The 13990-nt window shown below is 43.5% G+C and carries 10 protein-coding genes; 6 read left to right on the top strand and 4 right to left on the bottom strand.

Annotated elements, in window-relative coordinates:
• The first annotated feature begins 40 nt into the window (after nucleotides 1-40).
• The 4 genes from EHO59_RS16760 to EHO59_RS16745 all read left to right on the top strand — a co-directional run bounded on the left by EHO59_RS16760 (nucleotide 41) and on the right by EHO59_RS16745 (nucleotide 5311).
• Nucleotides 41-382, top strand: a complete 342-nt coding sequence (locus tag EHO59_RS16760) for a YciI family protein (RefSeq protein ID WP_135589595.1) — start codon at nucleotides 41-43, stop codon at nucleotides 380-382.
• A gap of 89 nt (nucleotides 383-471) precedes the next feature.
• Entirely contained in the window at nucleotides 472-1731 is a 1260-nt protein-coding gene (locus tag EHO59_RS16755) for an RNA polymerase sigma factor (protein WP_135589594.1), read from the top strand.
• A 170-nt stretch (nucleotides 1732-1901) separates the two neighbouring features.
• Nucleotides 1902-3008, top strand: coding sequence for an NHL repeat-containing protein (locus EHO59_RS16750; protein ID WP_246053003.1), 1107 nt, complete (start codon nucleotides 1902-1904; stop codon nucleotides 3006-3008).
• Nucleotides 3009-3259: 251 nt separating this feature from the next.
• Complete coding sequence (locus EHO59_RS16745; RefSeq protein WP_167882130.1) at nucleotides 3260-5311, top strand: GAF domain-containing sensor histidine kinase; 2052 nt, start codon at nucleotides 3260-3262, stop codon at nucleotides 5309-5311.
• 107 nt (nucleotides 5312-5418) lie between these two features.
• Here the strand turns inward: EHO59_RS16745 and EHO59_RS16740 are convergent, their stop codons facing one another.
• From EHO59_RS16740 to EHO59_RS16725, 4 genes are all read right to left on the bottom strand, one after another.
• A complete protein-coding gene (locus tag EHO59_RS16740) occupies nucleotides 5419-5838 on the bottom strand; it encodes a 5-fold beta-flower protein (protein WP_135589592.1) in 420 nt (139 codons plus the stop codon).
• A gap of 66 nt (nucleotides 5839-5904) precedes the next feature.
• On the bottom strand, nucleotides 5905-8385 hold the full coding sequence (locus EHO59_RS16735; RefSeq protein ID WP_246053002.1) for a hypothetical protein: 2481 nt from the start codon (nucleotides 8383-8385) through the stop codon (nucleotides 5905-5907).
• A 38-nt stretch (nucleotides 8386-8423) separates the two neighbouring features.
• On the bottom strand, nucleotides 8424-10070 hold the full coding sequence (locus EHO59_RS16730; RefSeq protein WP_135589591.1) for a hypothetical protein: 1647 nt from the start codon (nucleotides 10068-10070) through the stop codon (nucleotides 8424-8426).
• Between the two features lie 171 nt (nucleotides 10071-10241).
• Nucleotides 10242-11873 (bottom strand): hypothetical protein, encoded by a 1632-nt coding sequence (locus EHO59_RS16725; protein ID WP_135589590.1) that lies wholly within the window; start codon nucleotides 11871-11873, stop codon nucleotides 10242-10244.
• Nucleotides 11874-12152: 279 nt separating this feature from the next.
• On the opposite strand from EHO59_RS16725, the gene EHO59_RS16720 reads away from it, so the two are divergent.
• A complete protein-coding gene (locus EHO59_RS16720) occupies nucleotides 12153-12857 on the top strand; it encodes a FecR family protein (RefSeq protein ID WP_135589852.1) in 705 nt (234 codons plus the stop codon).
• 74 nt (nucleotides 12858-12931) lie between these two features.
• The gene (locus EHO59_RS16715; RefSeq protein ID WP_135589589.1) at nucleotides 12932-13945 is read left to right on the top strand and encodes an ankyrin repeat domain-containing protein; all 1014 of its coding nucleotides are present in this window, start codon (nucleotides 12932-12934) and stop codon (nucleotides 13943-13945) included.
• The last annotated feature ends 45 nt before the right edge of the window (nucleotides 13946-13990 follow it).

Genomic DNA, 13990 nt, shown 5'->3' with positions numbered 1-13990 from the left:
GAACATATTCAAGATTTAAAATATACTACAGGAGAAGGAAATGAAGGAATTCATGCTGCTCTTCCGGCAGCCAAGTTATGATTATAGCAATGCTTCCCCAAAAGAAATGGAAGCGCTTGGAAAGAAGTGGAAGGAATGGGTGAGCGGGATCGCCGCCCAGGGAAAATTGGCAAGTCACGGACCTAGGCTTGCTATGGAAGGGAAGGTGCTAAAAGCGGGAGGAGTCGTCACTGACGGCCCTTTCGTTGAGATCCGAGAAAGACTAGGCAGCTTCATCATAGTAACAGCGGAGAACTTGGAAGAAGCGACTACTCTCGCTCACGGTTGCCCCGCAGTAGATGCGAATGGAAGCGTAGAGATCCGTCCCATCTACGAATCGTAAATCTGAGAAGGCCTTCTCTGATAAGAGAGGAGGCCTTTTTCTTTGAAAAGGGAATATGATTCCCGAACATAAATCTTTTTAATACTCTCATGGAAGAAGATCAAGAATCCTTAAAATACTTATTCCAACAGGAATTTTCCAAGATGGTCGCGGTGATCAGTGGCCTTTACGGTCTTCAGCATATCGAGATCGCAGAAGATATAGTGAGCGAAACCTTCTTGCAAGCGGCAGAAACCTGGGGGATCAAGGGTCTTCCTGCAAATCCTACTGCCTGGCTCTATGTAGTCGCAAAACAAAAAACTCTCTACTATTTCAGAAGGAATAAGATCCTTAAGAATAAGGTCTTACCCGAATTAACTCCTAAGTCCGAGGACTCTGAAGAAATCGAGGAGCCGAACTTCTCCGAAGAAAATATAAAGGACAATCAATTGAGAATGCTATTTGCGATCTGCAATCCTGCGATCGTAAGCGAGGCTCAGATCGGTCTAGCATTGCGAATCCTTTGCGGTTTCGGGATAGACGAGATAGCGGATGCATTCTTGACCAATAAGGAAACTGTAAACAAGAGATTATTCCGAGCAAAGGAAAAACTAAGAGCCGAGAAAATCAAAATGGAACTTCCTCCGGAGGGAGAAATTTCAGAAAGACTGGATAACGTTCTTCATATTATATATTTATTATTTACGGAAGGTTACTATTCTAAGACCCAGGACAGTATTTTAAGAAAGGATCTTTGTTTAGAGGCGCTTCGTTTGGGAGTCATGCTTTCTGAATATGAAAAGACGGATCTTCCCAAGACAAATGCGTTACTCGCGTTGATGTGTTTCCATGCGTCTAGATTTCATGCCAGACAAACTGAGGAAAATTCGATGATCCTGTATGAAGAGCAGGACGAAGGACTTTGGGACACGGACTTGATCCGACAGGGAGTGTATTTTCTAGATAGATCCGCAAAAGGGAAGGAGCTTAGCTCGTATCATCTGGAGGCGAGGATTGCCTATTGGCATTGTAGAAAGGAAGATAGTCCGGAGAAATGGGCTGATATTTTAGATCTGTACAATCGACTTCTGCTCGTGAATTATTCCCCAAGCGTAGCCTTAAATCGGCTTTTTGCCTTATATAAGGCCAAGGGAAAAGAAGCCGCGTTACTTGAGGCGGAAGAGCTTCGCCTCGAAAATAATCATTTCTATTATCTTCTTTTGGGGGAATTGTATAAGGATCTAGATGAGGCAAAGGCCAGAGCCAACCTGGAAATTGCGTATTCTCTCGCGAAAACCCAGACGGAAAGGCAGGGGATCCAAGAAAAGTTATTTCTTCTAAACCCAAATGGAAAGAAAAATAGAAAATAGGATCAAATCTTTCGATCCAACTTGTTGTAGTTATGCTAGAAATTTAGGCTAGGACGAATGCCATGCCAAGTGAAATAAAATGCCCATCTTTGGAGAGGAACACTTTTCGATCCTTCTCCCTTCTTCTCCTATTATCCTCACTCATTGCGGATTGTAATTCCGCGAAACCTATGAATCTGGACATGGATCATGCCAGCGGTCTTTTGCTTTCTGTAGTGACTTCTGATATCGTAACTTCTAGCTCTTGTCCGGCAAGTGGAGGCCTCGCTATGGGTGAGAACGCGGCCTTAGTTTTGGGACAAACTGATTTCACTTCTAATGGCAGTGGTTCCGGAGACTCTCAATTGCACCAACCTCAAGGGATTGCACATGATTCCAAGGGTGGGATTTGGGTCTCGGATACTCAGAATAATCGTCTATTGCATTATCCTTCTTCCGTTGCGACAGGAGGGACTCCGGATGTCATTTTGGGTGGGACTGCCGGCACAGGGATGAATCAAGTCAATAATCCTCAAAACCTGGTCGTGGATTCAGGTGGAGGACTTTGGGTAGCTGACTATAATAATAATAGAATATTACATTTCCCGAATGGAGTTGCAAGCGGAGGCTCGGCGGATAAGGTGATCGGTTCCACTTTGGGTGTTTCTGAGGTTTCGCTCAATCATCCTAGGGGAGTTGCTCTAGATTCTTCCGGTGGACTATGGGTTGCCGATTCGGGCAATAATCGTGCAGTTCACTTTGCAGTTCCGATTCCTACAAGCGGCGCTTCTGCCGATCTTGTGCTTGGCCAACCTAGTTTCACTTCGGCTAGTTCGGGTGCTGCAAGCGCTAATACTTTCTCCAACCCATTGGCCGTAACTGTCGAGTCCTCCGGAGGACTTTGGATTTCGGATACTGCTCACAATCGCGCATTGCATTTTTCCTCGCCGCTCTCGAACGATATGTCCGCAGATATTGTTTTAGGACAGATTGATTTTGTGAGTTCCACCAACGCAACTTCTCAAACCGGACTTTGGACTCCGACTGGGCTTGCTACGGATTCGAAAGGAGGACTTTGGATCTCGGATTACTCGAATCAAAGAGCCATTTACTTTCTTCCGCCGTTTGGTAATGGGCAGGATGCGTATAACGTATTGGGTGAACCGAATTTTACCGCTAGCAATCCGAATCTGACTCTTTCTCAATCTCAGTTGGCTGGACCGAATGCTTTGACTCTGACTTCTTGTGGGCTTTGGGTGGCCGATTATACCAATAATCGGGTCGTACTGTATCCTTAGGGATCCTTTGGATTTGGAGAATGCTTCGTTTCGCGAATTTCTGACTTTCCGAAACAGATTTGAACGCGTTCGATAATAAGAAATAATTTCTTCCAAGATACATTCTCGGCTTGATATAAATCAATAGCGAGAAGGGACGGAAAGTAAAATCTGCAAATCGCTAAAAAGGAGTGAATTCCTCTTTAGTTTGTGCCAGAATATTCCCCGTAGAAATGGCGAACTTATTACGGAGTTTTTTTCCTTTCACGCTAATGGGCTTCGCAAAAAGGATCCTTGGTATATTTCATTCTAAACGGTCCGAAAAGGATTATTTACATGAGTTTCCTTTAAATCAACTCTTCCGGATTGTTGAAAAGATCTCTTACGGGCAGACATTAGAGGAGATACTACAAACAATTGTAGGAGCTGTCGAAGAATATAAGCCGGAGATTATGGCTAGTATCCTGCTCTTGGATCGAGAGAGCATGACTCTTAAGAGTGTGGCTGCGCCACGTGTCCCGATTGAATTTTCTGCAATTGTAAACGAGACTAAGATCGGACCGTCTGTAGGTTCTTGTGGAACGGCAGCATACCGCAAGCAGCTCGTAATCGTGGACGATATCCAAAACGATCCTCTTTGGAGCAATTATAAGGATCTTGCAAAGCAGTTCGGATTCGGTGCCTGTTGGTCCCAGCCGATTTTTTCCGCAAAGGGAGATGTTCTTGGCACCTTTGCGCTGTACTATTCGAATCCTAGAAAACCTTCTCAGGCTGAGCTCATGCTCATTCATTCCTGCGCCTATATTACCGGAATTGCGATCGAAAGAAAAAGAAGCGAAGATAAAAGAAAGGAGAGTGAGGCGAGGTATCGCTCCTTGATCGAACAGGCCTCCGATGCGATCGTGTTATGCGATGAAAAAGGTTCCATAGTGGAAGTGAATATCAGCGCTTGCAGTTTGCTTGGATATACGAAAGAAGAGATCCTGAAATTAAATTCTAGAAATATTATTTTAGTCGAGGATGTAAAAGGAGTCCTATCCCATTCCCTTGAAAAGTCGGGACTGACTGAGAGAAATCTGATCAAGAAGGACGGCAGCGTTTTTCCTGCAGAAGTAAGTTTTAATCTTGTGCATGTGAACAATCAAATCTATGGACAAGCCATCATTCGTGACGTCTCCGAAAGCAAAGCAGCACAACACGAGATACTTCGCCTGAATCAAACTTTAGAAAAGAAGGTAGAAGAAAGAACGGATGAACTAGGAAAGGCGAATCGAATATTAAGTTCTACGAATGAAGATCTGACCAAGGCACTTCAGGAACTCCAGTCTTTACAGGCTCAGGTCATGCAGGCGGAAAAGATGGTCGCTCTAGGACAATTGATTTCCGGTATTGCACACGAATTGAATACTCCGTTGGGAGCGATTCTTGCTTCCAACGAAAATATAGTTTCCTTAAGAGGAGATCGATTTCGGGAAATTCTCTCTCAGTTTTCCTTATTTAATTCGGAAGAGAAAAAGATATGGGCCAAGTATTTTGAAAAAGGTTCCAAGATCCCTGCCTTTCCGAATTATTCCGAAAGCAAACGCAAGAGAAAGGAGCTATTGTCTGTATTCGATAAAAAGAATATGGAGGCCAATCGCTCCTTGGTGGAAAATCTGATCGAGATAGATATCTCTTTGGAAGATTTTGAAAATGATCTAGGATCCAAGGCACTTCCAGAACTAAGCAAAATAATAGAGAATGCGATCGCGTTTTCAGAGATCTTTCGATCGAGCTCGATTATCCAAGAGGCAACTCTGAAGGCAAAAAGGGTAATGACTGCCTTAAAGACCTATATCTATCAAGATCGTGAAAATCATCGAGGTGAGGTGAATATTCCGGAGCAGATAGATACTGTGCTTACTCTTTACTATAATAATTCCAAGGAGTCGGTCCGCTTCACCAAGGAATATGTATCCGATTCCATCGCATGGGGAGTAGCCGATCAAATTTCTCAGATCTGGGCGAACCTAATTGCAAATTCATTGCAGGCAATGAACTTCAAGGGAGAGATCGGTATTTCTTCCCGTATAGAAGGGGATTATCTTAGAATCGACATTGAGGACAACGGACCCGGAATACCTAAAGAGATACAGGCAAATATATTCGATTCCTTTTTTACTACCAAAGAAAAGGGGGTAGGAAGCGGCTTAGGATTGAATATTTGCAAAAAGATCCTCGAAGATAATGGAGGAAGTATTTCATTCACGAGCGTTCCAGGAAAGACAGTGTTTACTGTCAAACTTCCTCATGCAAGCGCTCATCGAGTCGAGACGAAAAGATGATTTAGCTAAAAGGCAAAGATATCTAATTTTCTATATTCTAATATTGGAATGAACGAAGAAGTCCCTATTCCTTTTTCAGAATAAGGACTTCTTGTTAAGCTATTCTCTCAAAGAGGAAAGAAGAAGAATGCTATTGCTGCCCAATAGCGGTTTACTCCTCTTGCACTTCCAATCTGTTGTCCGGAGCTTCCCCGTACTGTTCCATCGGAATCTACTCTTCCGATTTGTTGGCTGGAGCTTCCTCTTACGGTTCCATCAGAGTCCACTCTTCCGATCTGCTGTCCTGAACTCGCTCTTACGGTTCCGTCTGAATCCACTCTTCCGATTTGCTGACCGGAATTATCTCGTACCGCACCGCTCGAGTCTATTCTTCCGACGGATCCGGAATCGTTTCGGATTGTTCCACTGGAATCCACAGATGCTCTTGGGTTCCCTGCGGCACTACGTAAGCTCTGAGCAAACAACCCAGGCCCGCTTAGAAGCAGCAACAGAGCAATCATCCCTAGGCTGATCAGTAAATTTTTCATCTTGTTCTCCCTTATTCCTATATTCTAAAATATTGATACTATAATCCGGCGGTGATCTGATGATTCTTAAAAGCAGTTCGCATCGAATTCCAAAGCTCCCACCGAAAGCCCTGAGGCTCCCGGAGGAGTAAGCGAATTCCCGTTAGCTGTTCTTGCGTTTTGCAGAAAATCAGTTGTAACGAACGGTAAGGCTGTGCTTGGTATGGAGACAGTAGTCGGATCTATCCCTCCATATACGGAAGTGCAGGGCGAATTCAAGACGGTCGCCGTTCCTGTAGTAACATTCAAATTCCAAATTTGATTTATGCTGGCTGTGAATTTGAATCTAGGATCGTCATTATAATTCGTACTAAAATCTCCAAAGGATAAACTCGAGATTGGAAGGATGGGCACTCCAAGAACGCATCCTCTGGCAAGCACGCTGCCGCAGAAAATATAAGGATCCGGAGTGACTTGGATCGGAGTATTGACGAAGAAATTATTTCCGCGAACGACTGAGCTTGCATCCGCTTGCAATAAGCTCATCCCAATGCTATTGGTCGAAGAAGCCTTGGCGATAAATTGGTTATTCAATATCTTTAAGAAGGTCGGGCCTACGTTCGGAAGGAATATGCCGGTAGCGCTTCCCAAAGTAGGGTTCGAAGAATTTCCCACATAAATATCATTGTTGATAATGGTTGCAGAAATGATCTCGTCGCTAAAGGACATCCCGAAGGAAATATTCGGCGTTATACTAGGATTGAGATACTGATACGCGTTTAATTTGTTTTCTGCTACGATAAATCCATCCAGGCTACCGGTTTCAATTCCTAACGCAGAACTGAAACCTCCTCCTGTGGGGTCTTCTGCCAATCCATCTATTAAGTTTCTATAAAATATGATCGGTTGTGCTGCAGTGCCTGAGGCTTCCAAGAATGCACCGAAAGAAAACCTTCTTCCGGAACCTCCTCGTAGCCAGTTGCCGGTCACGAGAACATTGTCTGATTCGTTTACTAGTAGTCCCACTCTGAATCCGTCTCCGGTAGAAGGTATCTCGTTTCCAAAGACAATGTTTTGCGCGATCTTGATCTGTCCTGTATTGAATTGAGAGTTCAGGACTTGGATCCCTGTCGAATAATCGGCGTTCAAATTCATTTGGATCTGGAATCCGCTCACCGTCAGACTGAGTGTAGAAGGATTCAAACTGATAGAAGAGACCAGTACCGCGCTGCAAAAATCTGCAAAAGAAGTACCGCAGCCGCTTGTCCGATTATCACGGATAATAGTAGGATGATTTACCGGATCTGGATCCAAGCTTCCAAATCCGGAAGCGAATCCTCCGATCAAAGAAGATACATTTCCTAAGAAGATCTGGCCGCTTGGGATATAAGTTCCTTCTGCAACGTAGACAGAGCAAGGAGCGCCTAACGCATCGCATTCTGTGATACCTTGCTCGATGCTCGCGCAGTAAGCCGACGGCGGTCCTAATGCACCGCAACCACTTAGGTCTGAGCCGGCCGAGATATCCACGAAACGAATATTCGTAATCGCAGTGAAATTATAAAGCATCGGACTTCCGTTCTGGATCGGCAATCCTCCTCCGGTGCAACCGCTCAATTGCACGAAGCTTTCTCCTCCTGGACCCCAGAAGTCTGGACCATTCGGAACGAGAACAATCGTATTATCGTTCGGAGAACTTGGATAGGTAATGGTAGGAGGACTGGAAGAAGTTGCCGAATTGAATTTACCGGGAGAAGAAACCAAATCCAAACTACAACTTCCTGGATCGATTCCCTTATAGGAAAGTTGGATCTTGATCTGGCTAGAACTTCCAAGCGTTTGGGAGGCAGGAAGATATTTTAAAGGAGTAATGCAGTCCAAGGTCACAGTCAAAGGACCGCCCGAAATATTTCCGCTTCCGGAGGTGTTCGGAATGAATGCGCAAGTATGACCTGTCGGCACGGAGAAAAAGCTGATAGAGTAACTCGCCGTGTCTCCGATCTGCGTTGCAAATGTTTTGGTTCCATCCGATGTAAATGAAATTTGATCCGTCATATTCTGAAGAACTAACGGAGTTGTAGAGGCAACGCTAGGATCCAACCCGAGCACTTTTACGGAAAGATCATAGAAGACGACTCCGCAAGTGATAAAGATTGTAGTGGTGGGAAGGATGATTGGGCCGTTCGGATTGCTGACATGGCAGGTTTGGGTTACAGTTCCACCGCTCAAACTCCCGACGAATACATTGTACGCAGATCTATATTTCACCAGAGTGGGGAACTGTTGAGTGCCATTCGCAGTAAACACTAAAGATTCGGTAAGATCGTTCTCTATATTGAGAGTTCCTCCGCTCAATCCTGAAACCTGAACAAATACTTTTACAGGTGTATTGATCGCATCTATACTGGTTTTGAGATTTAAGAAATCCAATATACCGCTTGCTTGCGGAGGCTTATAGCAGGCGTTTGCAGAGAATAGAAAAAAGAAAAACAATAGATACTCTAGAAAAAAGGATTTCTTCTTGAATCCTAATTTGACCGACTGCATATCCAGTTCGCCTTCTTTCATCTAAATGTATTTCTAATTTTCCTTATATAAGGAAAATATTATTGAATACTCGTAAAGATTGGGAAGTCCGGACCATTTCCAGGAGCAGCAGTAATATAAGGATAGAAAGTATCTACGTTGCCGTTAAAGCCGGGATCGAAAATATAGATCCCTTGCCCGACTGATCCGGCACTCGTAAAACATCCGGAAGCCCTGCAGGTTACAGAAGTTCCCATTACAAAGTTTGCTCCTAATGTAGGAGTGGAATAGTTTGTTCGAGTTCCCGCAGATCCGCTTGTAGAATTGATCGGAGCATGATAGACGGAATAGAAAACAGAAGAATCCTGAGCGCAACGTAAATCGTATCCTAAAAGCATCTTGTTTCCAAAGCTTGCGGCGGAAGGAACGTAAGTCTGGAAACCGGTCGAATTAGGATTACAACCGGAAGGTAGAGTATCCTTCACGATTTGTGCTCCCGAAGTTCCTGAATTTCTCCATTCCATCAGGCTGGAATCAATGGTCTTATCGCTCAAATCCACATTCGATTTATTAAAGAAGAGCCAAGTATCATGAGCCGTCCGAAGGAAATTCGGATAAGAAGCACCGGTAGATCCAACTGGAAGAGTAGGTCCTGTGCTTCCAGTGCCGCTTTGTAAGGAGATCTGAGCGACTATGCTTGGTGTTCCCGTAGTGAAACTGTAGATATCTAGAAAATTATTGGGAGCATCATCAGTATCATTATCATGGTCTTCAAAAGCTACGAGATACTTTGCTCCATCCCAAACCACATCCAAATATCCGAATTTGGAACCGACTCCAGGTAGAACCGATTTTACAAGAACAGAAGAACCGATCGCTGAGCCGTCAGGAGCTAGCCTAACGTATTTCACTGAAATAGGAACACTTGAGTTTCCAGCATCGGAGAATACCACAGCATATTCGTTAGAATTAGAATTGTAAGTGACCGCCACTCCTACGATTGAAGTCCCGGAAGCAACGGTGAAATTAGAACCAATCGGTGTGAAATCTAAATCCAATAATTTTCCGGAGATCGTTGTACCGCTTGAAGTCCAGACTACTAGGTAGTTTGTACCGGTCCAGATAAGATCGGCTACAGGAACTCCCGCAGCCGTAGATAGAAAGACAGAAGTACCGACCACAGCTTTGGTCTTTTGGTTGATCTGAAACACTCTGGCCACGGGAACACTTCCCGCAAAATAAAGAGTGGTGATTGCAAGATTTCTCTCACATACAATCTTAGGAGAAGGGCTCGATCCGATTGTTCCTGTTCCTCCAGTGAGAGTGCAATTCTGTCCTCCAGTAAAGCTATCTAGACTGACTGAATATCCTGCTCCTGCTTCTAAAGGAGTGGCAAAACTATAAGAACCATCTGCAGTAATTTGGAGAGCTTGGTCGCTGACGCTTCCTGTACTGTCAGTCAATGTCAGATTCATTGGTTGAGTGGTGAGGTTTTGGTAGCCACTTACGGTGACTTTTACGATGGGAGAACTTCCTCCTGCAAACAAACCAATGCTCCCGTCGGAAAGCAGGGCCCCGATCACGGAAGAACTCGCATCTATATTCAATGCCTTTGCATTATTGCAATCAATCACTGAATAAATAGGAAGAAGCAGGCAGATAATTTTGGCGCCGAACAATTGAGAGAGTTTAGAAAAGTAGAATGTATTTCGGTTCGAGTTCTTCATCCGGAAAACCTTCGTATAATAATGGTTCAGCGTTACATCTGATATAAAAGAAACAAACGATCCGTTTTTGTTTGAGTAATTAATGAAACAGAAGATCCAAAGCGTTCCATCCGGAAATGAACATTACAAAATCGGGAATGAAACGGTTTGGAATTTCAACTAACGCAATACTTACCGAATTACCGTCGTAAATGCTTGGTTGGCGGAGGAAATCGGGAAGAAACTTCCTGGAGTCCCATTGAATGCAGGGTCGAGCAGATAGAAATTATTTATAAAAGCTCCCATACTCGTATAACATTTATCCTTCCTACAAGTGATGGAAGCTCCATAGGATTGGTTATGCCCTGTAGAGACTGAATAAAGCGAGGAGGTTCCTGCTGCACCGTTTGTAGGGTTGATTGGCATGTGGAATATATTATCAAATAGGAATGGGCTTGAAAGTGCCTCTTCGCAATGAAGCTCGTAGTTCAAGAGGATCTCATTACCTAGATTCACAGCATGAGGCACATAGAACTCGAGTCCGTTTGCGGCATCCGTTTGAGGAGGACACGCGAATGGATTTAGATCCTCTTTTATTTTTGTAGGAGATCCTACAAAATTCTTCCATTCAAACAAACTCGCATCTGTTACAGTGAGTTGGTCACTGGAATTCGTTTGGTTATAGAAAAGCCAAGTATCAGTAGCAGTCCTAAGAAGATTGGGAAAGGCGACCCCGATCACTCCATTAAATGCCCCATTAGAAGGAGTGACCATGCCGATCCCGGTACTTAAGGTAGCTCGGTTCACAAGAGAGGCCGCTCCAGTTGTAAAACTAAAGATTGCCAGATGATTGCTTACGTCTAGATGGTTATGTTCTTCGAAAGCAACGATATATCGAACTCCATCCCAAACCAGATCCAAGTTCCCAAAATCGACAGCCGTTCCTAAGGCTTCCACAGTATTTGAATTCAGAACTGTTCCGACAGAATTTAGCCTAACGTATTTTACCGCGGGAGTTGTATCGGACAAGGATATCGCAAATTCATCTGAATGAGAATTGTATTCGGCTGCAAGAGATCGGATTGTAGTTCCACCACCTGCATAAATAGGGAAGCTTGAACCGATTGGATTTAAGGCTATATCATAGAATTGACCGGATACTGAATCCCCGGCAGAAGTCCACACTACAAAATATTTATTTCCGTTCCAGACCATATCGAGTTGGATATAAGTTGCGGATGTGGAAATAGGAACCGAAGTCCCGATAGTGAAAGGGCTTGTCTTATGATTGATCGGATAAAGTACGATAGGAGGTCCGGAGGAGCTGCAACAAGTTACCACAGTGGCCACGACAAGAGTTCTTTCACAATCGATCAGCGCAGGAGAAGAAGAGCCTGCAGTTCCAGTATCTCCCGTTAAAGAACAGGACTGTCCTTTTGTATAATCGTTTAGAGTGATCGAATAAGAATTGCCATGATCCAACCCGTCCGTAAAGGAGAAGGTTCCGTTATCCGAAACACTCAAGTCCTGAGTAGCGCTCGTTGTAGTATTCGTAAGCGTAAGGCTTATTGGGCTACTCACTAGGTTTTGGTATCCGGTAACAGTAACCTTGACCGAGGCTTTTCCCGTTCCGGAAAATAAACCTACGTTTCCATCGGAGAGAAGTGCTCCGATCACAGAGGAACTCGCATCAATATTGAGTGCCTTTGCCGAATTGCATTTGAGTAAGAAGACAAACAAGAGGAATGCAATCGCAGGAATGCGCAAGGATCTTGTCCTTAAGTTAAAGATCAGTTTCAGTTTGTTTGGCAAAATGAGATTCATAGTTAAGATCCTTCAACTAATCGTTGTTTGCTTTTTTAGTAATGATTCCTTAAACATCCTTTCCCATCTAGAGAAGAATTCAGGCAAATCATTCTCAAAAATCAAAAAGTCAAAACGGCAGAATTTGATCGGAAAAGGGTCTGAAGATAGGAGCTAGGAAACGGACGATAAACGAACAGGAATGAACGAGGGGCTAATAAAAGATTTGCAATTTAAAAGATGGAAAGCAATCTACTTGGTCCAGCTACAAACATAGGTTTCGCAAGGATGATTCTTACGATGAAAAAGATGCTTCGGATACTTCTTATTCTAAATTTTGCTCTATTTCTTTCTCTGGGCTGCGATAAAGCAAAGTCGGACCGAAAAAGAGGAATTGTTACATTCGTATCGGGAAATGTAAGCATAGAAAGAGGAGATCAAAAGATCAAGGTCGGCCTTCACCAAGAACTGCAAAATGGAGACGTCGTCGAGACAGAGGACAAATCTACTGCGGTCATTACTTTCGGTGAAAATTCCATACTGGTAGAGGTTCAATCCAATTCTAAGTTCCGTTTTACTGAAAAGGAAAACGAAAAACTATTTATCCAAGAGAAGGGAAGCACTTGGCTCTCTACAAGCAAGCTGCTTAAGGGAGAAGGAGTTTCTCTTCATACACCGACCGTTACTGCCGGAGTCAGAGGAACATCCTTTTATACCGGAGTGGTTGAGGATATGACAATGATCTGCCACTGCGAAGGTCATGTTGAATTGGAGAACAATGAGAACCACGCCAAGAAAACAAACGACTCGGATTATCTTGCAGTAACAAGAGGATCTAAAACGATCTATCTAACACCTGCCGATCTACATAAGGAAAATGTTCCTTATGGTCATGATCATAGTGAACTATCAGATTCTCCATTGGGCCGCAAGAATCCAATGAGCCTGAAAGAATTTCAAACAGTCATTGCCTTGGCTAAGAAGAAGTTAGACTCCACTCCTTAAAAGAATTTTCTATATTCCTCCGGCTTTTCGAAACGTAAATTGTCGGAGGAGGGTCTTCCTTAAGAGCGGGTATTATGTATAAATTCCTAATTCTGTCGATCTCTATCCTTTCGCTTTCTTGCACTAGCAATCGTCTTTTCTATTCCATCAAAGATCATGATCGAGGCCGAACATATAATTTATTAAGAGAAAACCCGGAACTTTTAAATACAAGAGACATTCGTGGAAACACTCCTCTACATTATGCGATCCTTGCAGATGACGAAGAGCTGATTGCGAAATTCATTCGAGATGGAAAAGATATAAATGCTCGTAATAACATAGGTTTTGCTGCGGTCCATTATGCTGCCGAAACTCAAAATCTATTCGCATTGGAGTTATTAAAGAAAGCCGGTGCAAGTTTTGATGTATTAGGAGACCCGGGCTTCTCTCCTTTATCGATCGCCATTTTTAATAACGCAATCTACGCGGTTAAGTTTCTAGTTGAAAAAGCTAAAATGAGTCCGAACGGAATGGCTCGTGAGGTAGAAGTTCCACTTGTCTTGGCCATTCAACTGAATAATTTAGAAATCGCCAGATATTTGATCGAAAGCGGAGTGAGTACGGACGCAAAGTCGAACAAAGGAATTACTCCTTTTTTTGTCGCCGCCGGTAAAGATGATATTCCATTTTTAGAATATTTAATGAGCAAAGGATTTCCTATCGATGTCCCAAGCACACAAGGATACACTGCCTTAAATTATTCGATCTTACTCGGAAAATTCCAAATCTCCGATTTTCTCTTGGAGAAGCAGGCAAATCCGAATCTAGCAAACTATAGGGGTTTAAACTCGGTCTTGATCGCTTGTATGGGAGGAAGTCTGCCTATCTTAGAGAATGTTGTTCGACATGGCGGTAAATTGAGCTCTGTTGATAAAGAAGGAAAGACTGCCTTGCATTACGCCGCCTTTAACGGAAACGAGGACCTTATTAAATTTCTATTAAATAAAGGCGCTGATAAACTTGCAAAAGACGCAAGCAATCGAACTCCATATAATATCGCAGAAGAAAGAGGCAATACGAACATACTGCCTTTGTTAAAGATCTAAAATAAAAATCGTATTCTTAGATTGCTTATGATCCAGAGAAGGGAT

This window comes from Leptospira semungkisensis, assembly GCF_004770055.1.
GTDB classification, from domain to species: Bacteria; Spirochaetota; Leptospiria; order Leptospirales; family Leptospiraceae; genus Leptospira_B; species Leptospira_B semungkisensis.
This window is presented reverse-complemented; position numbering and strand designations above follow the sequence as displayed.

Excerpts from the sequence above, each read along its gene's own strand:
- EHO59_RS16715 (WP_135589589.1), top strand. The coding sequence starts at position 12,932 with ATGTATAAATTCCTAATTCTGTCGATCTCTATCCTTTCGCTTTCTTGC.
- EHO59_RS16750 (WP_246053003.1), top strand. The coding sequence starts at position 1,902 with ATGAATCTGGACATGGATCATGCCAGCGGTCTTTTGCTTTCTGTAGTG.
- EHO59_RS16725 (WP_135589590.1), bottom strand. The coding sequence starts at position 11,873 with ATGAATCTCATTTTGCCAAACAAACTGAAACTGATCTTTAACTTAAGG.
- EHO59_RS16740 (WP_135589592.1), bottom strand. The coding sequence starts at position 5,838 with ATGAAAAATTTACTGATCAGCCTAGGGATGATTGCTCTGTTGCTGCTT.
- EHO59_RS16745 (WP_167882130.1), top strand. The coding sequence starts at position 3,260 with ATGGGCTTCGCAAAAAGGATCCTTGGTATATTTCATTCTAAACGGTCC.
- EHO59_RS16730 (WP_135589591.1), bottom strand. The coding sequence starts at position 10,070 with ATGAAGAACTCGAACCGAAATACATTCTACTTTTCTAAACTCTCTCAA.
- EHO59_RS16720 (WP_135589852.1), top strand. The coding sequence starts at position 12,153 with ATGAAAAAGATGCTTCGGATACTTCTTATTCTAAATTTTGCTCTATTT.
- EHO59_RS16760 (WP_135589595.1), top strand. The coding sequence starts at position 41 with ATGAAGGAATTCATGCTGCTCTTCCGGCAGCCAAGTTATGATTATAGC.
- EHO59_RS16735 (WP_246053002.1), bottom strand. The coding sequence starts at position 8,385 with ATGAAAGAAGGCGAACTGGATATGCAGTCGGTCAAATTAGGATTCAAG.
- EHO59_RS16755 (WP_135589594.1), top strand. The coding sequence starts at position 472 with ATGGAAGAAGATCAAGAATCCTTAAAATACTTATTCCAACAGGAATTT.